The sequence below is a fragment of the Nocardia sp. CDC159 genome (assembly GCF_023740735.1).
Taxonomy (GTDB): Bacteria; Actinomycetota; Actinomycetes; order Mycobacteriales; family Mycobacteriaceae; genus Nocardia; species Nocardia pulmonis.
In genome coordinates this window covers 51,213-74,210 of the sequence record NZ_JAMRXH010000013.1, presented here as the reverse complement: position 1 = coordinate 74,210, position 22,998 = coordinate 51,213, and the positions used below count along the sequence as shown (strand labels likewise).

26 protein-coding genes are annotated in these 22,998 nt (G+C 66.6%); 17 read left to right on the top strand and 9 right to left on the bottom strand.

The genetic code is table 11. The annotated features are described in order from the left end of the window. Nucleotides 1-4: 4 nt before the first annotated feature. Nucleotides 5-1,267 carry a DUF445 domain-containing protein gene (locus NDR87_RS25665; RefSeq protein WP_251913221.1) on the bottom strand — a complete coding sequence of 421 codons (1,263 nt, stop codon included), beginning with the start codon at nt 1,265-1,267 and terminating at the stop codon, nt 5-7. Nucleotides 1,268-1,599: 332 nt separating this feature from the next. Between NDR87_RS25665 and NDR87_RS25660 the strand changes: the two genes are divergently transcribed. The 10 genes from NDR87_RS25660 (at nt 1,600) to NDR87_RS25615 (ending at nt 9,832) form a co-directional block, all read left to right on the top strand. Beyond that, nucleotides 1,600-2,259, top strand: a complete 660-nt coding sequence (locus NDR87_RS25660; RefSeq protein ID WP_251912751.1) for a TetR/AcrR family transcriptional regulator — start codon at nt 1,600-1,602, stop codon at nt 2,257-2,259. A gap of 111 nt (nt 2,260-2,370) precedes the next feature. Beyond that, nucleotides 2,371-3,816 carry an AarF/ABC1/UbiB kinase family protein gene (locus tag NDR87_RS25655; RefSeq protein ID WP_251912750.1) on the top strand — a complete coding sequence of 482 codons (1,446 nt, stop codon included), beginning with the start codon at nt 2,371-2,373 and terminating at the stop codon, nt 3,814-3,816. A gap of 26 nt (nt 3,817-3,842) precedes the next feature. Further along, nucleotides 3,843-5,084: a trans-acting enoyl reductase family protein gene (locus tag NDR87_RS25650; protein WP_251912749.1), complete on the top strand. Its 1,242-nt coding sequence runs from the start codon at nt 3,843-3,845 to the stop codon at nt 5,082-5,084. A 10-nt stretch (nt 5,085-5,094) separates the two neighbouring features. After that, nucleotides 5,095-5,727 carry a methyltransferase domain-containing protein gene (locus tag NDR87_RS25645; RefSeq protein ID WP_251912748.1) on the top strand — a complete coding sequence of 211 codons (633 nt, stop codon included), beginning with the start codon at nt 5,095-5,097 and terminating at the stop codon, nt 5,725-5,727. Nucleotides 5,728-5,830: 103 nt separating this feature from the next. After that, the gene (locus NDR87_RS25640; protein ID WP_251912747.1) at nt 5,831-6,223 is read left to right on the top strand and encodes a hypothetical protein; all 393 of its coding nucleotides are present in this window, start codon (nt 5,831-5,833) and stop codon (nt 6,221-6,223) included. Beyond that, nucleotides 6,220-6,786, top strand: coding sequence for a hypothetical protein (locus tag NDR87_RS25635; RefSeq protein WP_251912746.1), 567 nt, complete (start codon nt 6,220-6,222; stop codon nt 6,784-6,786). Before NDR87_RS25640 ends, NDR87_RS25635 begins: the two co-directional genes overlap by 4 nt. Continuing rightward, nucleotides 6,783-7,493: an ESX secretion-associated protein EspG gene (locus NDR87_RS25630; protein WP_251912745.1), complete on the top strand. Its 711-nt coding sequence runs from the start codon at nt 6,783-6,785 to the stop codon at nt 7,491-7,493. Before NDR87_RS25635 ends, NDR87_RS25630 begins: the two co-directional genes overlap by 4 nt. A gap of 13 nt (nt 7,494-7,506) precedes the next feature. Next, complete coding sequence (locus tag NDR87_RS25625) at nt 7,507-8,355, top strand: polyphosphate kinase 2 family protein (protein ID WP_251912744.1); 849 nt, start codon at nt 7,507-7,509, stop codon at nt 8,353-8,355. 146 nt (nt 8,356-8,501) lie between these two features. Then, nucleotides 8,502-9,269: a thioredoxin domain-containing protein gene (locus NDR87_RS25620; RefSeq protein WP_251912743.1), complete on the top strand. Its 768-nt coding sequence runs from the start codon at nt 8,502-8,504 to the stop codon at nt 9,267-9,269. Next, nucleotides 9,266-9,832, top strand: a complete 567-nt coding sequence (locus NDR87_RS25615) for a vitamin K epoxide reductase family protein (RefSeq protein ID WP_251912742.1) — start codon at nt 9,266-9,268, stop codon at nt 9,830-9,832. Before NDR87_RS25620 ends, NDR87_RS25615 begins: the two co-directional genes overlap by 4 nt. 3 nt (nt 9,833-9,835) lie before the next feature. Here the strand turns inward: NDR87_RS25615 and NDR87_RS25610 are convergent, their stop codons facing one another. Together NDR87_RS25610 and NDR87_RS25605 are read right to left on the bottom strand one after the other, a co-directional pair. After that, nucleotides 9,836-10,963, bottom strand: a complete 1,128-nt coding sequence (locus NDR87_RS25610; protein WP_251912741.1) for a S1C family serine protease — start codon at nt 10,961-10,963, stop codon at nt 9,836-9,838. Between the two features lie 85 nt (nt 10,964-11,048). Further along, nucleotides 11,049-11,780, bottom strand: coding sequence for a ZIP family metal transporter (locus tag NDR87_RS25605; protein ID WP_251912740.1), 732 nt, complete (start codon nt 11,778-11,780; stop codon nt 11,049-11,051). Between the two features lie 119 nt (nt 11,781-11,899). Here NDR87_RS25605 and NDR87_RS25600 point away from each other — a divergent pair, with 119 nt between their 5' ends. The 6 genes from NDR87_RS25600 (at nt 11,900) to NDR87_RS25575 (ending at nt 16,730) form a co-directional block, all read left to right on the top strand. Next, complete coding sequence (locus tag NDR87_RS25600; protein WP_251912739.1) at nt 11,900-12,952, top strand: NAD(P)-dependent alcohol dehydrogenase; 1,053 nt, start codon at nt 11,900-11,902, stop codon at nt 12,950-12,952. Between the two features lie 62 nt (nt 12,953-13,014). Continuing rightward, nucleotides 13,015-13,701, top strand: a complete 687-nt coding sequence (locus NDR87_RS25595; RefSeq protein ID WP_251913219.1) for a GAP family protein — start codon at nt 13,015-13,017, stop codon at nt 13,699-13,701. Nucleotides 13,702-13,766: 65 nt separating this feature from the next. Beyond that, complete coding sequence (locus NDR87_RS25590) at nt 13,767-14,318, top strand: trans-aconitate 2-methyltransferase (protein ID WP_251912738.1); 552 nt, start codon at nt 13,767-13,769, stop codon at nt 14,316-14,318. Between the two features lie 469 nt (nt 14,319-14,787). Continuing rightward, entirely contained in the window at nt 14,788-15,297 is a 510-nt protein-coding gene (locus NDR87_RS25585; RefSeq protein ID WP_251912737.1) for a hypothetical protein, read from the top strand. Continuing rightward, nucleotides 15,294-15,788 (top strand): VOC family protein, encoded by a 495-nt coding sequence (locus NDR87_RS25580; RefSeq protein WP_251912736.1) that lies wholly within the window; start codon nt 15,294-15,296, stop codon nt 15,786-15,788. The genes NDR87_RS25585 and NDR87_RS25580 overlap by 4 nt, the downstream gene beginning before the upstream one ends. A 63-nt stretch (nt 15,789-15,851) precedes the next feature. After that, complete coding sequence (locus NDR87_RS25575; protein WP_251912735.1) at nt 15,852-16,730, top strand: hypothetical protein; 879 nt, start codon at nt 15,852-15,854, stop codon at nt 16,728-16,730. Here NDR87_RS25575 and NDR87_RS25570 read toward each other — a convergent pair. Beyond that, nucleotides 16,709-17,536 (bottom strand): response regulator transcription factor, encoded by an 828-nt coding sequence (locus tag NDR87_RS25570; RefSeq protein ID WP_251912734.1) that lies wholly within the window; start codon nt 17,534-17,536, stop codon nt 16,709-16,711. The genes NDR87_RS25575 and NDR87_RS25570 overlap by 22 nt on opposite strands. Before the next feature lie 15 nt (nt 17,537-17,551). Next, complete coding sequence (gene secY, locus NDR87_RS25565; RefSeq protein WP_251912733.1) at nt 17,552-18,856, bottom strand: preprotein translocase subunit SecY; 1,305 nt, start codon at nt 18,854-18,856, stop codon at nt 17,552-17,554. A gap of 147 nt (nt 18,857-19,003) precedes the next feature. On the opposite strand from secY, the gene NDR87_RS25560 reads away from it, so the two are divergent. After that, nucleotides 19,004-19,444 carry a pyridoxamine 5'-phosphate oxidase family protein gene (locus tag NDR87_RS25560; protein WP_251912732.1) on the top strand — a complete coding sequence of 147 codons (441 nt, stop codon included), beginning with the start codon at nt 19,004-19,006 and terminating at the stop codon, nt 19,442-19,444. A gap of 81 nt (nt 19,445-19,525) precedes the next feature. Here NDR87_RS25560 and NDR87_RS25555 read toward each other — a convergent pair whose 3' ends face one another. From NDR87_RS25555 to NDR87_RS25540, 4 genes are all read right to left on the bottom strand, one after another. Continuing rightward, entirely contained in the window at nt 19,526-19,726 is a 201-nt protein-coding gene (locus NDR87_RS25555) for a DUF397 domain-containing protein (protein WP_251912731.1), read from the bottom strand. Next, nucleotides 19,723-20,628: a helix-turn-helix transcriptional regulator gene (locus NDR87_RS25550; RefSeq protein WP_251912730.1), complete on the bottom strand. Its 906-nt coding sequence runs from the start codon at nt 20,626-20,628 to the stop codon at nt 19,723-19,725. Before NDR87_RS25550 ends, NDR87_RS25555 begins: the two co-directional genes overlap by 4 nt. 519 nt (nt 20,629-21,147) lie before the next feature. After that, nucleotides 21,148-22,230 carry a HAMP domain-containing sensor histidine kinase gene (locus NDR87_RS25545; RefSeq protein WP_251912729.1) on the bottom strand — a complete coding sequence of 361 codons (1,083 nt, stop codon included), beginning with the start codon at nt 22,228-22,230 and terminating at the stop codon, nt 21,148-21,150. Continuing rightward, nucleotides 22,223-22,918 carry a response regulator transcription factor gene (locus tag NDR87_RS25540; protein ID WP_251912728.1) on the bottom strand — a complete coding sequence of 232 codons (696 nt, stop codon included), beginning with the start codon at nt 22,916-22,918 and terminating at the stop codon, nt 22,223-22,225. The genes NDR87_RS25545 and NDR87_RS25540 overlap by 8 nt, the downstream gene beginning before the upstream one ends. Between the last annotated feature and the right edge of the window lie 80 nt (nt 22,919-22,998).

The window sequence follows — 22,998 nt, the reverse complement described above, 5'->3', positions numbered from 1 at the left end:
GGCGCTACCCGGACCAGCCAGGGAACAGCAAATGAGAAACGGCGTAGATCGCAAGTCCCGCCAGCGATCCCACGACCGTTCCATTGATGCGGATGAATTGCAGATCGCGCCCGGCCTGCAATTCGATCTTGGAACTCGCCTCGTCGGCATCCCACCGGGCAACCGTATCGCTGATGAGCGTCGCGATCTCGGAACCATAGTTCGACACCAGATACCGAACGCCCCGTTCGGTCCAGCCGTCGATCCGCGCGCGCAGTTCGGGCTCGTCGACCAAGCGCTGCCCGAGTTGCTGCACATTCTCGGTGACCTTGCGCCGCAGCGTGCTGTTCGGATCGTCGGCCGATTCCAGAATCATCCGCTTCGCGGCCCGCCAGGTGGCCCGCGCCATTCCGGTGATCTCCTCACGGCCCATGATCTCGGTCTTGATCCGCTCCGCCTTCTTGATCATGGCGTCGTCGTACTGCAGATCGTGTGCGAAATCCTCCAGGAACCGGGTGGCCGCCAACCGCACCTCGTGATCGGGCTGGGAGCGGACCTTCCAGGTGAATTCCACCAATTCCCGATAAATCCGCTCCGACAGCAGCACGTTCACGAATTTCGGCGCCCACGACGGCGCGTCGCGCATGACGATCCGATCGATGGTCTCCTGACTGCCCAGCGCCCACTGATGGGCGCGCTCGGCCAGCAGATCCAGCAGCGGCGCCTGCCGATTCTCGGCCAGCAGCTCCGACAGCACCCGCCCGATCGGCGGACCCCACAGCGGTTCGGCGATCCGCTTGACAATGGTGTGGTCGATGACCTGCTCCACATCCTCGTCGCGCAGCGCCCCGATCACCGCACGCAGCAGCGTCGAGGTCTCCTCCGAAACCCGCGCGGCATGTCCGGGATCGGCCATCCACCGGCCCAGCCGCAGCGAGATCTGTGCCGAATTCACCTTGGCCACAACGGTATCCGGCGACAGGAAATTCGTCCGCACGAAGTCGCCGAGACTGGTGCCGAGTTGATCCTTCTTCTTGCGAATGATCGCGGTATGCGGAATGGGCAGGCCCAGCGGATGGCGGAACAACGCGGTCACCGCGAACCAGTCCGCCAGCGCGCCGACCATTCCGGCCTCCGACGCCGCCCGCACATATCCGACCCAGCCACCGCCCAGACCGCGCGAACCCATCCAGGCACAGATCAGATAGATCACCGTCGCCGCGAGCAGAAAACCCGTGGCCACAGCCTTCATCTTGCGAAGATCGCGCCGCTTGCCGGTTTCGTCCATCAGATCGGCGAACGACGTAGGGGGTTGGCCTGTGGTCTTTCCCACTTCGCGGCGCGATTCGGCGACCGCACGCGACTCGGTCAGAGCGGGAACGCTGCCGGGAGATTGCTCCATAAGCCCATTCTGCTGGCTCGAGCGAGTGCACACCGGAGCCGCCGCGCCCCCGGGCACGGTCACAACCGAACTCCGGCGAATCCCGTGACGAAAGAACTAAGCTGGATGGGCCCGCATATCCCCGAACGAGGAGTCCGATCCTGTCCACCGAAGAACTCGTCGAAGCCGGTGACCGAGCCACGCGTTCCGGCGCGAGCGCGCCGGCGCGCACGGGCCGGGTGGACGGTCGCAAACGGCGCTGGCATCAGCACAAGATCGATCGGCGCGAGGAACTCGTCGACGGCACCCTGGCCGCCATCCGCAAGCGCGGCGGCGATGTCGGTATGGACGAGATCGCGGCCGAGATCGGTGTCTCGAAAACCGTTCTGTACCGCTACTTCTCGGATAAGAGCGATCTGACCCGGGCCACCATGGAACGCTTCGTCGAGACCACCCTGATGCCGCGGATCTACGAGGCCATCAGCGACGATCTCGACGAGTACGAGCTGGTGCGCAACACGCTGGCGGCCTATGTGCACACCGTCGACGCCGATACCGACGTGTACCGCTTCATCATGGGCAACGGCTCCACCACCGACAAATCCACCCTCGCCGACTTCGAGAAGCTGTTCGCCGACGTGGTGGCCGCGGTGCTGCGCGACAAGGCCTTCGATCGCGGTGTGGAGACCGAGGGCGTCATGCTCTACGCCTACGTGCTCGTGGGCGGTGTGCAACTGGCGACCGACTGGTGGATCACCAATCGCGCCATGTCGGCCGACAAGATGCTCGACCACATGACGATGATGGCCTGGAGCGCGATCGAGGGCATGGTCCGCGCGGGCGGCTCCCCGGAGAAGTTCAACGCCCAGCCGCACCGGCTGCCCGATACCGAAGACTGAGCCGACGGGGCTTTCACCGCAGCGCTCTTGACCCGAGCTCCTATGATCGGCAGCCTGTTAGCAGGCGGCAAACGCTGGTCGAGGAACACGCAGAGAGGCGGAGTGCTCTCCATGGCGAAAGAGTTGCCGACGTCCCGACTCGCTCGCGGGACCAAGCTGGGCGTGGCGGTCGCCGGCAATGTCATCCGCGCGCAGCGCACTCGACGCTCCATGCGCGGTCGCTCCGAAGCGGTGCGGGCCCGGATGGCCGAGGAGTCGATGATCCGGGCGACCGAGCAGATGGTCATGGTGCTGGGCACCATGAAGGGCGTCGCCATGAAGCTCGGGCAGATGCTCTCGGTCCTGGATCTGGACCTGGTCCCGGCCGAACACCGCGAACGCTTCCAGCGCCGCCTGGCCGTGCTGCGCGACAGCGCCCCCAAGGTCTCCTTCGAGACCATGTGCGCGGTGATCGAGGAGGACTTCGGCCGCCCGGTCGGCGAGCTGTTCGCCGAATTCGAGCCCGAGCCGATCGCCGCCGCCTCCATCGGCCAGGTCTATCGCGCCCGGCTGCACGACGGCCGCCAGGTCGCGGTCAAGGTGCAGTACCCGGGCATCGATGTGGCCGTACGCGCGGATCTGAAGAATCTGGCCATGTTCCGCCGCGTGCTGCAGTCGGCCATGCCCTGGGTCACCCCGGCCGTACTCGACGAGCTGCGGCTGAATCTGGAGAGCGAACTCGACTACGTCGCCGAGGCCAACACCCAGTGCGAGATCGCCGAACTCTACGCCGACCACCCGTTCATCGTGGTGCCCAAGTGCATGCCCGAACTGTCGAGCACCCGGGTGCTGGTGAGCGAGTACTTTCCGGGCCGCGGCTTCGAGGAGATCCGCGCCCTGCCCGCCGCGGAGCGCAACCGGGTCGGCGAGATCATCTACCGCTTCTATGTCGGCTCGCTGTTCACCTTCAACGAGTTCTGCGGCGATCCGCATCCGGGCAATCTGCTGCTCGGCGAGGACGGCCGGGTCGCGTTCCTGGACTTCGGCCTCTACAACCGGATGGATCCCAAACATGTACAGGCCGAGATGGCCGGGATCCGGTTCGCGGCCGAGGACCGCGCCGAGGAGCTGTGGCAGTTGCTGATCCAGCGCGGCGTGATCGAGGAGCCCGACGAGGTCACCCCCGAGGAGGCGCTGGAATACGTGCTGGCCGCCTGCGAATGGGTGGTGGTGGACGAGGAGCTGACCATCACCCCCGAATTGGCCAGCGGCGCCTTCGTACTCGCCGTCGATCCGCGCGCGGCCGAATACGCGGGGATGAAACAGCAGAATCTCCCGCCGGAACATCTGTTCTCCCGCCGGGCCGACTTTCTCACCTTCGGTGTGCTGGGCCAGTTGGAGGCGACGGCGAATTGGCATCGCATCGCCCGCGAATGGCTCTACGGCGACCCGCCGGTCACCGAGTTGGGCAAACTCCACCACGCCTGGCTGGCACAGCGCCCACAGCCCAGGAAGAATGCCAACCGCACCACCACCGCGCGCAAGAAGTCCGGCACCAGCAAGCGGCGCAAGGCGTGACCATCCGTCAGGAGATGTGAAAACCCATGGCAGACAGGGAATTCGACCTCGTGCTGTTCGGCGCGACCGGTTTCGTCGGCAAGCTCACCGCGCGGTATCTGGCGACCGCGGCCCCGCAGGGCGCGCGCATCGCATTGGCGGGCCGCTCCCCCGACAAACTCACCGCGGTGCGCGACGAACTGGGCCCGGTGGCCGCGGATTGGCCGCTGCTGGTTGCCGATTCGTCGGATCAGGCGGCCCTCGACACGCTCGCGGCCCGCACCCGGGTGGTCGTCACCACGGTCGGTCCATATCTGCGTTATGGGCTGCCGCTGGTGCAGGCGTGCGCGGCGGCCGGGACCCATTACGCCGACCTCACCGGCGAGCCGCTGTTCATCCGCGAATGCATCGACCGCTACGGCGAGCAGGCCGAGCAGACCGGCGCGAAGATCGTGAATTCCTGTGGCTACGACTCGATTCCGTCGGATCTGAGCGTGTACCAGCTCTACCGCCGCTCGGTTGCCGACAATACCGGCGAACTCACCGACACCACCCTGGTGGCCTGGCTCAAGGGCGGGGCCAGCGGCGGCACCATCGACTCCGGTCGCGCCATGATGGAGGCCATCGCCGCCGATCCGGCCAAGGGTTCGGTGCTGTCGCACCCGTATTCGCTGAGCCCGGACCGGTCGATGGAACCCGATGTGGGACGCCAGTCCGATCAGGCGCTGGCCCGGGCGTCGAGTATCGATCCGAGCCTGGACGGCTGGGTCACGACCTTCATCATGGCCCAGCACAACACCAAGATCGTGCGCCGCAGCAACGGCCTGCTGGGTTGGGTGTACGGCAAGAACTTCCGCTATCGCGAGGTGATGGGCACCGGCTCGTCCCCGGCCGCGCCCCTGGTCGCGGCGGGCGTCGCGGGCGGCATCGTGGCGACGATGGCCGCCGGTGCGGTGCTGTCGCGGGCCGCGGCCGGGCGGCGGCTGCTGGATCGGCTCCTGCCCAAACCCGGCACCGGGCCGAACGAGAAGGCCCGGCGCGGCGGCTGGTTCACCATGAAGACCTTCGCGCACACCACCTCCGGCGCGAAGTACGTGTGCACCTTCGCGGGTAAGGGCGATCCCGGCTATCAGGCGACCTCGGTGATGCTCGGCCAGGCCGGGCTGTGCCTGGCCTTCGACGAACTGCCGCCGCTGGCCGGAATTCTCACCCCCGCCTCGGCCATGGGCGATGCCCTCACCGACCGGCTACGCGCGGCCGGGATGACCATCGAGGTCGAGCGCGCCTGAGGACAATGCGGTGAACCTCGCCCGGCGCACCATGAATCATCCGGCCTTCGCCCTCGTCTACGAGCGGGCCTGGCGCCCGGCGGCGTTCTATGTGGCCACCGGCCGCACCATGCAGGCCGATCGCCGCGACGCCGCGCGCACCCTGCGGCTGCGCCCCGGGGCCACGGTGCTCGACGTCGCCTGCGGGCCGGGCAATTTCACCCACTATCTCAGCGAGCGGCTCGACGACGACGGCTTCGCGATCGGGCTCGACTTCTCCGCGCCCATGCTGCGCCGGGCCCGCGCCGACAATTCGGGCCCGCGCGTGGGCTACGTCCGCGGCGACGCGCGTCGATTACCGTTCGCCGACGGCCGTTTCGACGCGGTCTGCTGTTTCGGCGCGCTGTATTTGATCCCGGACCCGCTCGACGCCGCGCGGGAGATGATCCGGATGTTGGCCCCGGGCGGGCGCATCGCGATCAGCACCAGTCAGCGCCGAGACACCTGGTTCGGTCGGGTCAGCAGCGCGGTGGGCGGGGCGGGCGGATTGCGCGTGTTCGATATCGACACCTTCCCGAAGCTGTTCGCGCAGGCCGGATTGGTGGATATCCATCAGGAGATCCACGGCCTGCTCCAATACGTGAGTGCCACTCGCCCGCAATAGCACTCGGCCGTGTGCCGGGTCACAGCGACGTCAGCCGGCGCGCTCGATCATGGTCCGGTAGGGTCGCCATCCGGGGACGGGGCCGATCGGAAGGGGAGCAGCAGTGGGGGTCCCGGAGACCGGACAGCAGGCCGCACGCGAATTGTATGCCGCGGCAACCGATTCCGACGGCGCGGTCTTCGAGATCGCCGAGGATGTGGCCCGCAATCTCGCCGCGGCCTGCGATCGCCTGGTCGAGGATCTGCAGCGCGCCCGCGACGGCGGCCACCCCGTCACCGAGGTCACCGGATTCGCGAATCTGCCGTCCGGCCACGCCCTGAGCCGTGGTTTCGCCGACAAGGGCCGCGAACTGTTCGACACCATCACCGCCTTCCAGCAGACCGCGCTGCTGTTCAAAGCCGCCTATCTGGCCGCAGGTAAGCGCTTCGACGAGGCCGAGGCCGCCAACCGCGCGGCGGTGGAACTGGTGGCCGCGCGGCTGGAGGAGACCAGGTGAGTCCCCCGCCCGAACTCGATCCGCCCTACGTCCCCGATCGGGAGGTTTTCGGAGCCTTCACCCATCAGGAGATCTGGGACCGGGTGCACGAGGCGCTCGATCCGAGCGCACTGGGCCGGGTCGCCGATTCCTGGCGTCGCCACGCCGAACTCCTCGGCGAGGCGTTCCGCGTCTTCTCCGATTCGGTCAACGACGAGTTCGCGCGCTGGAGCGGCCACGCCTACGAGGTGGCCTGGAAGTCCACCCGCGATTTCGTCGGCCGCGGCCTGGCCCTGCCCGAGGTGTGCGATACGTTGCAGCGCCTGATGGAGGCCAATGCCGAAGCCGCCCAGGCGATTCGCAACGCGCTGCCGCCCCCGCCACCGCCCTACCGCCCACTCGACGATCAGGCGGCCGAGGCCGTGCACGGCGGGCAGCGGCGGATGGCCTACGACCTGGCCGCCGCCTCCGCACTCGCCGACGCGCGCGATGTGCTGACCTACGTCTACAACCCGACCCTGCCCGCGTCCGGGGATCGTGTCCCCCGATTCGCCCCGGCGCAGAGCGGGGGTCTCGCGCAGTGAAGTGGGTTCTCACCCCGGACGAGTTCACGCACGTCTGGGCCACCGAGACCGGACTGGACCGTCGGCCTTACCCCGTAAACATGATTCCCGCGGCCACCGCCCGCACCGAATCCGAATACGCCGCGCTGGGTCTGCGCCACCGCTACGCGCGCAACACCGATCCGGATCTGACCGCCGCGCTGCTGCTGTGCGCCCGGACCGACGCGACCACGATCACCATTTCCGGGGAGCGCAGCGACGGCGCCGAACCCGAGCGCATCCTGGCCTTCGCCGCCGTCGTGCACCACCACGCCGGAATCCTGATCGGTCGCCCCGACGCGGTGGTCGTGCGCGTATGCCACGCCCGCGCGCTGGGCGACGAACTGGTCGAGGTGATCGGCTCCGCCCCGCCCGGTCGGCACGGCGCCATGCGCGAACCTCAGGAGGCGGTGTTGGATTCGGAGGACAAACCGCCCTATCGCACGCACGGGCACCGCAACGCCGCCCGGTTCCGCCGAAAACTTCGAGATCCGGTGAACTCCCGCGGCTTCATCACGGTCACCGTTGCCCCCGACAATCCGATCTCACCCCCGACCCGGCACCGCACCTGGCTCGACTTCACCGGCGACGGCCGCTATCTGCTCACCACCGCGGCCGATCTGAGCCTCACCCCGTGCGACGACGCCGACCTGGCCAATCACCTCACCCGCTTGGCCTGCATTCAGTGATTTACTCGCTTACATGCCCAAATCGCCCCGCTCCTCCTCGATCGGCAAGGCGCTGCGCGCCGACGGCGTGCAGGTCGCCGATCTCGACACCTCGGCCACGCCCGGATTCAAGGGCAACCGCGCGGCCGGAGAGAAGCTGCTCGCCGAACGCGCCACGGTGCTGTCGGATCTGCAGGAGATGCTCTACGCCAACGGCCGCTCGGGCGATCCGCGCAGCGTGCTGCTGATCCTGCAGGGTATGGACACCGCGGGCAAAGGCGGCATCGTCCGGCATGTGATCGGTTCGGTGGACCCGCAGGGCGTCGACCACGCCGCCTTCGGCGTGCCGACCGCCGAGGAACGGCGACACCACTATTTGTGGCGCATCAAGCGCAGGCTGCCTCGCGGCGGTCAGATCGGCGTCTTCGACCGCTCCCACTACGAGGATGTGCTGGTGGTGCGGGTGCACGACCTGGTCCCTCCGGACGTGTGGGGCAAGCGCTACGGCGAGATCAACAAGTGGGAACGCAAACTCGTCGACTCCGGGATGACGCTGGTGAAGGTCGCCATGTTCGTCTCCCTCGACGAACAGCGCAAGCGCCTGGCCCAGCGGCTCGAGCGGCCCGACAAGTATTGGAAGTTCAATCCCGGCGATATCGACGAGCGCGCCTACTGGCCCGCCTATCAGGAGGCCTACCAGGCGATGCTCGACCGGACCTCCACCGAATACGCCCCCTGGCACGTCCTGCCCGCCGATCGCAAATGGTATTCGCGCCTGGCGGTCACCGAATTGCTCATCGGCGCGCTGCAGGGCCTCGAATTGAGCTGGCCGAAGGCCAAATTCGATATCGAGGAGCAGAAGCGCCGCCTGGCGCAGGCGTAGGGGGACGTCGGTACTTCTGACCGGAATCTCAGGTTCGCCGGCAATCATGTGTCCGGGAGCGGCGTCCGTCCGGCCGCGCCCGTACGATCGGGGCGGCACACAACGGGTGTCCTCACGAACAACAGGAAGGCGTGGTGAACTCGAAGGTGAGCAAGAAACCGCGGGGTAAGAACGCGCTGGCCTCGGTCCAGCGGACCGACCGCACCCGCACCATCCTGATTCAGGTGGGTGTGGCGGTCGTGCTGATCGGTCTCATCGCGGCCATCGGAATCAGCATCGCGGTCCGGAACGCGGAGAAGAACGATCCGGGCCCGACGCCGACCATCGCCGCCCCACCCGCCCCCGACGGCCTCACCGCGTCCCTCACCGACAACGGTTCGATCCGGCTCGGCAAGCCCGGCGCGAAGGCGACCGTGCGGGTGGTCGCCGACCTGCAGTGCCCGGCCTGCCAGGCATTCGAGGTCACCGACGGCAAGGTGATCGAGGAGGCGGTCGCTTCCGGCAAGGCGGCCGTCGAGTACAACATCATCGCGATGCTCGACCAGCAGTCCGGCGGCAACACGCGATACTCCTCCCGCGCCGCCAGCGCCGCGTACTGCGTCGCGGGCAGCGATCCGAGCAAGTTCCAGGGCTGGCTGACCAGTATGTTCCAGCAGCAGCCGCGCGAGGGCGCGGGCGGGCTGCCCGACGACAAGCTGGTCCAGATCGCCAAGGACGCCGGGTACACCGATCCCGCTGTCGCCCAGTGCATCACCGACCGCAAGTACCAGAAGTACAGCATGCGGATCACCGACAAGGTGCTGGACTCGGGCATCGTCCAGACGCCGACGATCTTCATCAACGGCAACCAGGTCAGCGGTAACGACCTCGCCCCCGACAACTTCCGCCAGAAGATAGAGGCCGCGGCGAAATGATTGCGGCACCGGCCCGCTCGGCGTGGCTGCTACTGATCTTCGGCCTAGCGGGCTGGATCGCCTCGGTCACCCTGACCGTCGAGCGGTTCAAGCTGTTCACGAATCCGGACTATCGCCCGTCCTGCAGCATCAATCCGATCCTGGCCTGCGGTTCGGTGATGACGACCGATCAGGCGGCGGTGTTCGGCTTCCCGAATCCGTTGATCGGCGTGGTCGGTTTCTCGGTGGTGGTCACCATCGCGGTCCTCGCCATCACGGGAGTGGGCCTGCCCCAATGGTTTTGGGGCGGCTTGTGGCTCGGCCTGGCTCTGGGCATCGGCTTCATCTGCTGGCTGATCTTCCAGAGCCTCTACCGCATCAACGCCCTGTGCCCGTACTGCATGGTGGTCTGGGCGGCCACGCCGGTCCTCCTGGCCGTGGTCACCGATCAACTGTGGGGCGGCTCCCGCGGGCCACTGCGGATAGTGGCCGAATGGCGCTGGACGGTCGTGGCGGTGTTCTACGCGGTGGTGGTGCTGCTGGTGTTCCTGCGCTTCCAGGATTACTGGACGTCGCTGGTCTAGGTGCTAGTTCGGCGGCCCGACGGCGAGCACCACGCTCAGCGTGCGGTGTGACCCGTCGGGCCCGACCAGATCCAGGCGCACCGCCTCCTCGGGCTTGCGGACGTTGAGGGCTGCCTTGAGGCCCTGGACCGAGGTGATCGGGCGGCCGTCGACCGCGGTGATCACCTCGCCGGTGAGCAGACCCGCCCGGTAGGCGGGCTGGCCGTAGAGGGCGATGTCGATGCGGGCGCCGGGGGGTTGGCGGGCGTCGGAGGTGAGGACGCCGAGGGTCGCGGTGGGGCCGACGTGGACGGTGTCGGTCGGTGTGCCGGAACGGATTTGGCGGATGACGGTGAGGGCCCGATCGATCGGGACCGCGTAACCGCTGGCCCGGCCTGCCGCCTTGGCGGCCTCGCCGGAGGACGCCGTGACCACGCCCACGACCGCGCCGTAGCGGTCCACGAGCGCGCCGCCGGACTGGCCGGAGGCCACCGGCGCGGCCACCTCGATCATTCCGGTCAGCGATTTGCGGGACAGGTCGGCCGCGTCGCGGGCCTGGATCGAACTGTTCAGCGAGGTTACCCAGCCGGGCGTGACGGTCGGCGATCCGGTGCCGCCCGCATTGCCGATCGCCAGAATCTCATCGCCCAGCCGCAGCGCCGCCGAACTACCCACCCGCGCCACCGGCAGTCCGCTCGCTCCGGACAGCGAGAGCAGGGCGATATCTGCGGTCGCGTCGTAGCCCAGCACGGTGGCCGGATAGTCGCGGCCGTTGCCCAGATCGCCCACCGTGATGGCGTCGGCGCCCTTGACCACGTGATGGCTGGTCAGCACCTGTCCGTCGGCGGTGAGCACGATGCCGGTCCCGGCGGCGCTCGTCCCGCTCGGCCGGAGGGCGACCTCGATATTGACCAGCTGCGGCTCCACGGTGGCGGCGACCACGGCCGCGTCCATCGGCGGCAGCGGCGGGCCGAGCAAGGTGGCCGCGGAATCCCCCATTCCGAAGGCCCAGCGCGGCAAGTGCTCTCGATAGCCCACGAACAGCGCCGCGGCCAGCAGCGCGGCCAGTACCAGCGCGGCCGTCCGCCCCGCCTTACCGACCCGAGTCGGCGCGGCGCCATTCGAATGGGTGGTATCCGTGCGGTCGTACATGGACACTCCCGCCTCGTGCGCACTCGCAGGGCTTGCGGCGATTGTGCTTTTATGTGTACCAAATCGAGCGGGCCGTGTCCCGTATTCAGTGGTTGAGCATCGACACACCGAACATGAACACCGCACCCCCGATCGTGCACAGCAGTACGGATCGCGACGGTCTACCCGCATGCGCCTCGGGCAGGATGTCGGCGGTGGCCAGGTAGAGCAGGAACCCGGCGAAGTACCCGAGATAGAGCCCGGCCAGATTCGCGGGCACGTGGATCAGCGTCCCGATCAGCGCGCCCACCACGGGCGCGAGCGCGTCCAGCCACAGCAGCAGCACCGCCCGCCGCCGCGCGTGCCCGTACAGCGTCGGAATGGTGAACGCGTTGAACCCGTCGGCGAAGTCGTGGCAGATCACCGCGATGGCCAGCGAGAATCCCAGCGCGGACCCGGCCTGGAAGCCCACGCCGATGCTCAACCCGTCGAGCATGCTGTGAAAGATCAACCCACCGGCCGCGAGCAGGCCCACGGAGGCGAAATCGTGGGTGTGCGCACCGAATTCGTGCTCGTGCCCGACATGCACGGCCATCTCCTGCTCGATGATGTGCACGGTGAAGAAGCCGACCACGGCCGCGATCAGCGCGCCGGGCACCCCGGCCACCTCGTACTGCGATTCCGCCAGCGCGTCCGGCAGCAGATCGAAGGCAACCACGCCGAGCATGACGCCCGCGGCCAGACCGAGCACCAGCCGTTTGCGCTCACCGATGCGGGCGGCCACGTAGCCGCCCACCAACGTCGAGCACATGGACACCAGGGCCAGCAAGATCGCCATCCGACCAGCATCGGACATCGTTTCCGCAACCCATGCGCACCCGATCGGCGAGTTGGCTGACATGTTGCCAATCTCGCGATGGTTTGCATTGCCAACTATGCGGGAGTAGGCATGAAACCATGACCACTGCCGCCGCGTATGCCATCTCCGCACCAGACGGTCGATTCGCCAAGACCACGATCGAACGCCGTGAACTCGGTGCGCACGACGTACTCATCGACATCAAGTACGCCGGCATCTGCCACTCCGACATCCACACCGCCCGCGACGAATGGCACGGCACCACCTATCCGTGCGTGCCCGGCCACGAGATCGCGGGCATCGTCGCCGCCGTAGGCTCCGCGGTGACCAAGCACCGGGTCGGTGACCGCGTCGGCGTCGGCTGCATGGTCGACTCGTGCGGCGAATGTGAGCCGTGTCTGGCCGGTGAGCAGCAGTACTGCAACCGCGGCGCGACGATGACCTACAACACGCGGGTGCCCGAGGAGTTCCAGCCCGGCGGCGTCACTTACGGCGGCTACTCCACCCAGGTCGTGGTGACCGAGAACTTCGTGCTGTCGATTCCGGAGGGAATTCCGCTCGAGCAGGCCGCGCCGCTGCTATGCGCGGGCATCACGCTGTATTCGCCACTGCGGCACTGGAATGCCGGGCCGGGTAAGCAGGTCGCCATCATCGGCATGGGCGGTCTGGGCCACGTCGGCGTCAAGATCGCCGCGGCCATGGGTGCCGAGGTGACGGTGCTGAGCAGCTCGCTGAGCAAGCAGGAGGACGGCCTGCGCTTCGGCGCGCGGCACTACTACGCCACCAAGGACCGGCAGACCTTCAAGGATCTGCGCGGCCGCTTCGACCTGATCCTCAACACGGTCTCGGCCGAACTGCCCATCGACGACTACATGAAGCTGCTCAATCTCGATGGCACGCTGGTGATCCTGGGCCTGCCCGACAACAAGCTCTCGGTCGCCCCGTTCACGCTGGCCAACTACCGCCGCTCGCTGGCGGGCTCGATGATCGGCGGCATCCCGCAAACCCAGGAGATGCTCAACTTCTGCGCCCAACACAATATCGGCGCGGAGATCGAGCTCATCTCGGCCGATCGGATAGATGAGGCGTACGAGCGCGCGAACGCCAGCGATGTGCGCTACCGCTTCGTCATCGACGCGGCGACCATGTGACCTTCGAGTGAAAGACGGCCCCGCCGAATGTTTTTCGGCGGGACCGTATGGTCGATGAGACCATGCTGATCTTCCTGTTGGCACTCGCGGGCTTCGCCTTCCTGGACTCGCTCGACGTCCTGCTCGTCGGCGTCACGACCGCGGTCGTCCTCGACAGCAGGCTGAGCCGCCGCTCCCCGGTGCCGGGTGCGCTGAGCTTCCTCACCGGCGTCTTCGCGGTCACCACAACCTTCGGCATCTGCACGGTCCTCGGCCTGGGATTCCTGACCGATCTGATCGATTTCGAGATCACTCCGGCCATCCGGTACTGGACCGAACTCGCCGTCGGCGTCGTGCTGCTCGCCCTTGCCAGCGTGCGACTCTCGGGCGGCACCGGCCCGGCGATCCCATCCTGGGCGATGCGAGCCCGGCACCGCCCGCTACTGCTCGGACTGGCCGGCATCGCCATCGGCCTCGGCCAAGCCCCCACGGCGATCCCCTACCTCGCGGCCCTGGCCATGGTCTCGACTCGCGACCCCCGACCGCCCCTGTGGCCGTTGATCATCCTCGCCTACTGCCTGATCGCCCTGCTCCCACCCGCCCTCGTCCTGCTCGCCTCGACCTGGCGCACCCGTCCCGCCCGCCGCTTCTACCGCGGCCTGGTCCGCACCCTCACGCGCTTCGGCCCACCGTCGCTACGAATCCTGCTGGCGGCCTTCGGCCTCGCCCTGCTTGCCGACGCGCTGCGAAACCACACCGCACTGTGGTGAGCTCAGGGTCGGCAGCTACAGCCGAGCGGGCTGCGCAGCGGCCCGGCCGGGCGTATGTTGCGGCGATGGGGACGGATGCGCGCTTTGGTTGGATCATCGAAACCATTGGGGTGCGGGCCGGTGATCGCGTACTCGAGATCGGGGCCGGTTCCAGCCCGTCGGTCGCGTACCTGGCGGAGGCGGTTGGCGGGGGGCAGGTCGTCGCGGTCGATCGGTCGGCGACTGCGGTGGCCCGGTCGCGGAGAAAGCATGCGCACCTTGTGGATTCGGGCAAGGTGCGGTTGGTGCAGGTGGCGGTGGAGGAGTTGCGGCCGGGCGATGTTCTCGGCGGTGACGGACGTCGCTTCGACAAGGTGCTTGCCGTCAATGTGAACCTCTTCTGGACCCGACGCCCCACCGCCGAACTGGCCCTGATCCGAGAGCTGCTGGGTCCGGGCGGCACATTGTCGTTGGTGTATGGGTACGGCGACCCGACCGACTCCGTCGGCGAAAGCCCGAAGCCCTTGCCGGGCAAGCTTTCCGGATATTTGGCCGAGGCCGGTTATATGGTCCGCACCTACTCCTCCGGAGACCTGCTCTGCGTCACGGCAACCCCGGAGGGTGCACCGGAGAGGTGAACATGGAGGAATTCGAGGATCTCCGCGCGTGCGGCCTTGGCTTGCGGCACCACTCCGGGCAGGGTGATGAACGCGTGTGGGGCACCGGGGTGTTCGGAAAGTTCTGTGGGCGTGCCGGACTCGCGCGCAGCAATGCCGCGTAGCGGCGGCCGTGGTCGGCGGCGCGAGCAGCCGATGTTCCACCGAGACGACGACCGCGGGTAGCCGCGCGGCGAGATGACTATTGCCCCAATCGCATTGCGGTGCCGTACCGACGAACCCGCCCCCGTGCACATGTAACACGAGCGGCAGTGCCGCGTTCATATGCCATACCTCCTAGCGCGCGTGTGCGGGCACGACCGCGAGCATCGCGTGCGGTCGAGTGGGATGTCTTGGACGAATGTTCCGTACTCGACACGAAAGGCCGTCGCATGCAAGACTTCTCGAGCTCGGCCCGTGCGGCGAGCACTATCCGGGAGGGGAGCCTGCGATGGCGTGGATATTTCGCGATCGGCGAAAGAGGGATACGTACTGGCTGGACTTCGGCGGCACCACTTTCGTGCACCGATGGTCACAGCAGGGTACGCACGAATTCACGCCGCAGGACGATGCGAATCTGGCCGCGTGGTCGGACATGCTCACCATCAATGTGCACGACCAGGTCCGAGACAGCGACGGCCTCGATCGCCTCGCCGACGCACTGATCCGCAATTACGAGACCCATGGCCATCTCATGGCCGTACTCCCCGAGAACGACGCCATTCACTTCGTCGCCGCGGCCTTGGCCGGGCCGCACACCTTCGAACTGGCCTTCAGCCGCCTCGATCTGTTCGAAGGCCGCGGCGTCGTCGTGGTCTACGGAAAATGCTTCCGCGGTCCCGACGCCCTGAAACACATGCAACCCTGGCTCGACGCCAACGCATCCACGATGGAGAAGAACCTCCTCGAGTGGGACGGTATGCCCCCGCTCGCCGAGCTACGCGCATTGGAATCCCGTTGAGCTCGGGTAGAACCGAGGGAGTGAACAACTTCTATCACCTGTGCTTCGCGGTCCAGGACATCCGGCGCGCGACCGACGATCTGACGCGGGCGCTGGGTGTGCAATGGGGGCCGGTGCGCACCGGGCGGCTCGGCGAGTGGGAGTACCGCATCGTCTTCTCGGTGCAGGGGCCGCCGTTCTTCGAGGTGATTCAGGGCGATCCCGGTAGTCCGTGGGATGCGAGCGGCGGCTCGCGCTTCGACCACATCGGCTACTGGTCCAGCGACATCACGATCGATAAGCAGCGGCTGGAGGAGCGCGGCGCGGCGATCGAATTCGATGCCTGCCCTTATGGTCGGCCGTTCGCCTATCACCGCATCGACAGCATCGGGAGCCGGGTCGAATTGGTGGATATGGCTGTCCAGGAGGGGTTCCGGCAGGCTTGGGCGCCCGATGGCGCGCCGATGGCCGCGCTCGATCTCGACGGTCCGCTGGCCGGACCGAACCCATGACATGACTTGCACCCGCCCCTACGCTCGGAATCTGTCACCACTGATTCCATATGGGGGGAAATCATGTTCATCGGACGTACGTTATGGGCGTCGAATCGGCCGGTCGCGGCCCCCGCCTTGGCGGTGTATCGCAACACGTTGGTGCTGGTGTGGTCCACGCAAGGCGGGACCATGTATGTCGCCTCGGGGATGGAGGTCGACGGCGTCGTCCGGGCGCGGGCGCTGCCGTTCGACAGCAGCCTGCAGCGGCCGTCGCTGAGCTCCCATGCGCAGACGGGGCTGCTCTATCTGGGCTATATGGGTACCGACAATCAGACGACGCTGGCCTGGTCGGACAACGGCGTCGACTATCAGGACCGCCGCAGGTGGCTGGAACCGGCGATCGGGGGGCCCGCGATGGTCTCGGACAATGTCACCCTCTGGGTGGGCTACACGGCGCAGAACGCGCAGCTGTTGCAGACGGTCCGATCGCACAACCCGCCGTACAGCTTCTACTACGTCAGCCCCGAGCCCGTCGAATACAGCGTCGACACACCGGCTGTCATGATTCATCCGTCCCGGGGCACGCTGCTGTCGTGGACGGGTACCGACGCCGCGTACAACCACCTCAATGCCCGCTACCTCGGCGTCAGCGTGCCGCCCACCAAGGCCACCTTCAGCGATCGGCTGGTCGGCGGCCCGAATCTGTTCAGCATCGGCGGCCGCTACGTGGCCGGATATTCCGGTCTCAACACCAATATCTACATGCTGTTCGACATCGACAACCTGAACGAGGGCCAGGCGCAGCGGTGGAAGTTCGCCGACGCCAGCCCCTGGCCGCCCGCGGTCGCGACGATCAATGGCATCACCTACGTCGCCTGGTTCGGCACCGACGGCGAGAACAAGCTCAACTTCGCCGACCTCGGCTCCATGCCGACCATCTACCGCGGCGGCAGCGGATAGTCCGTCGCCTCCAGCGGCACGATGCGGCGGGTGTGGGCGTAGACGGCGGCATGCACACGGTCGCGCACACCGAGTTTGGCGAGCACATTCGACACGTGCGTCTTCACCGTCTGCTCACCCACACCCAGCACCCGTGCGATCTCGGGATTCGTATGGGCCTTGGCGATCAGCAGCAGCACCTCGTATTCGCGGGCGGTGAGCGTATCGACCTCCGGCGCGCTGGGGAATGGTTCGCTCCCCCGGGTCAGCCGCTCGATCAGTAGGCGGGTGCGCCGCGGATCGATCAGGGCATCCCCGCGCGCCGCGGTGCGCACCGCCGCGATCAGATCCTGCGACGGCAGCGATTTCACCAGAAACCCGCTCGCGCCCAGACGCATTGCGCGATAGAGGTTCTCCTCCGTGTCGTGCGCGGTGAGAGCGAGGATGCGGGTGCTCTCACCCAGCGCCGCAACGGTTCGCACCAGCGCCGGATCGTCCAGGCCGGGCATATCGAGATCGAGGATGGCGACATCGGGGCGCAGCCGCCCCATCTCCCGAATGGCGGCGGGCCCGTCGCCGACCTCCCCGACACAACGGATATCGGGCTGCGTAGCGAGCACCGAGCGCAAGCCCGAGCGAAACACGATGTGATCGTTGGCGAGCAGCACGGAGATCGGCGCGGGCCGCACCGCCGTGCCGAGGCCCGCTTCCTGCCGCGCGGGCGTCTCGGCGACGGCGCTGCCCATCGACAGCGCCAGGGCGGCGATCGCGAGCACCAGCGACGACACCACCCGCAGTAGGGGCCGTGCCGAGGTAGTCGTGGTCATCTCTCCGATTCTGGTTCAGCGCAGGAAACCTGTGTAGTTCCGATTCAGCAGTTGACTCTCGAGCTGTTTGATCGTGTCCAGCCCGACGCTCACCACGATCAGCACGGACGTCCCGCCGAAGGCGAGGCCCTGCGCCGAGCTCATCGCGCCGAAGGACAGCAGATTCGGCAGTACCGCCACCCCGCCCAGATAGATCGCCCCCGGCAAGGTGATCCGGCTCAGGACGTAACTCAGGTGACCCGCGGTCGGCCTGCCGGGACGATAGCCCGGAATGAAGCCCCCGAACTTCTTCATCTCCTCCGCGCGCTCGACCGGATCGAAGGTGAGCGCGACGTAGAAGTAGGTGAAGAACAGGATCGAGCAGAAGTAGATCACGAGGTAGGCCGGATCGGACGGATCGGTCAAATACTTCTGCAGCAACTCCTGCCACCCGCTCGCCCCTTCGGTCAGCTTGGCGATCAGGGTCGGCACGTACAGCATGGAGGAGGCGAAGATGACCGGAACCACGCCCGCCTGATTGACCTTGAGCGGTAAATACGTCGCCGCACCTCCGTACATCTTGCGGCCCACCACCCGCTTGGCGTACTGCACCGGAATCCGCCGCTGCCCCTGTTCGACGAAGATCACCCCCACGATCATCAGCAACAGCGCGACGCACACGACGGCGAAGGCCAACCCGCCCTTGGCCTCCAGAATCGCCGTGCCCTGCCTGGGAATTTGGGCCGCGATCCCCGCGAGGATCAGCAGCGACATCCCGTTGCCCACCCCGCGCTCGCTGATCAGCTCGCCGAACCACATGACCAGCGCCGCCCCCGCGGTCATCACCAGCACGACGACGACCATGCCGAACAGCGAGGCATCGGCAAGCACATCCCGCTCACACCCGCGCAACAGCTGACCACTCGCGGCCAGGGCCACCAAGGCCGAAGCCTGCAACACCGCCAACGCAACGGACAGATAGCGGGTGTACTGCGTGATCTTCGCCTGCCCGGCGGCACCCTCCTTGCGCAGCTCCTCGAACCGCGGAATCACCACGGACAGAACCTGAGTGATGATGCTCGCGGTGATGTACGGCATCACGCCGATCGCGAACACCGAGAGCTCCAGCAGCGCCCCGCCGGAGAACAGGCTGATGAGCTGATAGATCCCCGCGGATTCACCGCCGGAGACGAGCTCGACGCATTCCCGCACCGCGCGGTAGTCCACCCCCGGGGAGGGCAGCGTCGCCCCGAGCCGATAGAGCGCGAGCAGGCCCAGCGTGGCGAGGATCTTCCGCCGCAATTCCGGGTGCCGCAGGGCCGGTACGAAGGCGGAGAGCACAGATCCTCCCGACGAAAGTCGCTGGTGAACAGGGGCTTTCGACGCTACGGACGGGCCTCCGCCGCCACGTCGGCCGCGAGTCGGAATTCGTGCTCCCCCGATGGAGGGAATCCGGAACTTGTCGGTGGGTGCTGGCACACTCCGTACATGGCGACATGGCGGGAGTTCGAGGGGGAAGCGCCGGAGCTGGCGGCCGAGGTGCGGCAGCGTTTCGAGGCGCACAAGACACATGTATTGGCGACGCTGCGACGCGACGGTTCACCCCGGGTGAGCGGGTCCGAGGTCGAACTCATCGGTGCGGATCTGATGTTCGGGTCGATGCCGGATGCGATGAAGGCACGAGATCTGTTGCGGGACGGGCGGTGTGCTATCCACGCCCATCCCGGCGAGGGCGACGCCAAGGTGATGGGCGTCGCCGTCGAGATCATCGGACCCGAGAAGGAGGCGCTCGGATCACCGCCGGGCGTACACGACTTCCGGCTCGACCTCACCGATGTGGTTCTGACATCCGTCGATCAGGCCGCGGAACTGCTGGTGATTCAGCACTGGCGGCCGGGTAGAGGGGTGGAGGTCACCAAGCGGCGCTGATGGAGCCGCTATGGGCAACGGCCCTGTTCCGTTGCGGGAGAACGGAACAAGGCCGTTTGGAGGTTGTCCGGAGAGCGCTGCTTACACGGAGAACATGTCGTTGCGAAGGTTGGTGGTGAAGGCGTCCCACTCGGCCGGGGTGAAAATCAAGGCTGGACCGGAGGGATGTTTCGAATCGCGGACGCCGATCTGACTGTCCTCGAGCCAAGCGATCTCGACACATTCAGTATTGCCGCCGCTGTAACTGCTCTTGAACCAGCGCACCCCGGACAGATCACTCATCGCTCGTAACTCCTTGCCGCCCGCCTCAGCAGGTCGCGTGATTGCTGTTCGTTCAGGGCCATTTCACGGATGGCCGAAACAAGGTCATGGTAGCGCTCGACGGCATCCTTGTCCTCGACGTACATATCAGGCATCAGTCCATGACCCTCGACGTAAACGAGCTGCGGCTCAATTATCCGCCCCTTGTTGTCGACGCCGAAGTCCAGAACCACAAATGGACCATGGAGTTCGCCCCATGCACATCCTGCACCGAAAGGGATGATGCGAAGAGTGATGTTTGGCAACTTACCCATCTCAGCCAAGTGCGCAAGCTGCGCACGCATGATGCGACGGCTGCCGATCACCCGGTACAGAGCTGACTCATGAAGCAGAACTTCGAGTTTCACTGGCCGAGCTTTTCGTTTGACGATGACCTGCCGCTTCAACCGTAGTTCGACACGACGGTCGATATCTTCGGGGTCGTCGTCTCGATGGAACGAGACAATCAACGCACGAGCATAATCAGCCGTCTGCAACAGGCCGGGCACAATTTCGTGATAGACGATCAGCCGAGATGCGACCGCCTCCAAGCCGACAAACATGTTGAACTTCGAGTCACCGAACAGCCCGCTGAAGGCCGTGTACCAGCTTGCCGTCTTGGCCTGCTCTGTCAGTTCGATTGCGCGGGCGGTCTCCTCGGCACTGACCTCATAAATTTCGCACAGCGCTTTAACATCGTTCGTCCGATACTTCCTCTTCAAACTCGCCGTTTCCAAGCGCTGGAGAGCGGTCTTGCTCAGTTCCACCAACTGCGCGGCCTGTTGGAGCGTCAGGCCGACTCCCTCACGTTTTTCGCGAAGGAAGCGTCCCAGCTGTCGCTGGGCAAGAGTTGACGGTTGATCATCGTCGTCGTCGTTGGACATAGTTCGACTACACCCCCTACAGAAGTGGACCGTTCAGGTATCCAGCGCGGTCCGAACTTTACTCCCCTTGTGGACCGTATCCAGCGGTTTCGTCCGAAAAGGCCTCGGGCAGACCGATTCTCTCGGTTCCACACCGGGGCCGTGGTCCCCTGATCCGGCAGGCGATGGAAAGGGGGACGTCAGATGGATGGAATCCGGCGAACGGAGGTCGACGGAATGGAGGCGGTGTGGCGACTGGATCGGTACCGGATCGGAATTGTCGCGGTCCACCGTGCTCACGACGGGACCGGCGTGGTGATGTTCGAAAGCGACCACCTTCCGGATCTCGCCTCGGCCCGTGAGTGCCTGCCGGAACTGACGAGGCTCTGGGACGCGGTACGCCACCAGTTCTGGACCGAAATCATTCCGGCCCAACCAAAAGGGGGTGATCGATAGCAGGGATATTCCAAAATGGCATCCCCGCGGCGGAATATCCAGCGCAACCACACCGATGGGCCGCGGGGGCGCCCGGTGCGAATCTCAGCACCGCGTGGGGAGTTGGACCGTGACGCGGAGTCCGCCCGCGGGGCGAGGGGTGAGGGTGAGGGTTCCGGCGTGCGCTCGGGTGATGCTTTCGACGATTGCCAGGCCGAGGCCCACACCCGCGTGGTCGGTGCGGATGCGTTGGGTGCCGCGCTGAAAGGGCTCGACCAGCGTGGAAACCACTCGGGGCGTGAGCTTGTCGCCGGTGTTCTCGACGGTGAGCACCGCGGCCTGGGGGTACGCGCTGGTCGTGACCCACACCATGCCTCGTTCCGCCAGGTTGTGGACGATCGCGTTGTGTACGAGGTTCGTGGTCAGCTGCAGCAGGAGCGCGTGTGAGCCGATGGCGGGCGTGATGTCACCGGAGGTCTCGAGGGTGACGCCGTGCTTTTCCGCGAGGAAAAGGAGTGTCTCGGTGGCTTCCTCCGCGATGAGGGACAGGTCGACGGGTTCTCGGGTGAAGGACCGTTGGTCGGCGCGGCTGAGCAGGAGCAATGCCTCGATGAGGTTGATCGCCCGCGTGTTGACCGCGTGCAGGATGGCCAATAGTTCACCGGTGTCGCGGTCCGGATCGTTGCGGGCCACATCGAGCAGGGTCTGTGTGATCGCCAGCGGGGTGCGCAGTTCGTGGGAGGCATTGGCCGCGAACCGCTGCTGTTCGGCGTTGTGTGCTTCGAGCCGGGCGAGCATGGTGTCGAAGGCGTCGGCGAGTTCGCGGAACTCGTCGTTTCGGCCCTCCAGTTGAATTCGGTGGGACAGCGACCCGCTCGCGGCCAGGCGGGTGGCGTTCGTGATGCGGGTGAGCGGGGCGAGTATGCGCCCAGCGAGAATCCATCCGCCCACGAGACCGAAAACCAGCAGGAACACCATCGCCCAGACCGCCTTCGGGCCAAAGGCGCTCAGGAGTTCGGAACGATTGGGTCCGCTGCCGGGTGCCCTGGGCCGCATCGTCCGGTCGGGCACGTAGCGCAGGAGAAACCCCCACACGACCGCGAGCAGCAGGGCCCCTGCCAGCATCAGGAACCCGGCGTAGCTGAGCGTGAGTTTGACGCGAACGCTCAACCCGGGTGCCCTATCCACGATCGTTCTCCTCGCGCCCGGCGTCCGGCCCCGTGTCGACGCGGTATCCGACGCCCGGCACCGTGGCGATCAGCCAGGGCTCACCGAGACGTTTGCGTAGCGCGGAGACGGTGATGCGCACGGCGTTGGTGAACGGGTCGGCGTTCTCATCCCACGCTCGTTCCAGGAGTTCTTCGGCGCTGACGACACCACCCTCGGCAGCGACGAGGACCTCGAGCACCGCGAATTGCTTGCGGGTCAACGCGATATAGCGGCCGTCGCGATACACCTCGCGGCGGAACGGATCCAGACGCAGGCCCGCGATTTCGCGCACGGGTGGCCTGCTGTGGGCGCGCCTGCGGTCGAGCGCTCTGAGGCGCAGCACGAGTTCGCGCAGTGCGAAGGGTTTGGTGAGGTAGTCGTCCGCGCCGAGCTCGAATCCGGTCGCCTTGTCGTCGAGACGGTCGGCGGCGGTGAGCATCAGGATCGGCATACCGCTGCCGGAAGCCACGATGTGACGGGCGATCTCGTCGCCGGAGGGCCCCGGGATGTCGCGGTCGAGGACGGCGATGTCGTAGGCGTTGACGCTCAACAGTTCCAGGGCGGTGTTACCGTCACCGGCGATGTCGGCGGCGATCGCCTCCAGGCGCAGGCCATCGCGGATTGCCGCTGCCAGATAGGGCTCGTCCTCGACGATCAATACGCGCATAGACTTTCGATTCTCCCAGCGAGGGGATATCGGCGGCATATCGAAAACGGCATACGCGCCGACAACGCCGCGCTGCCTTG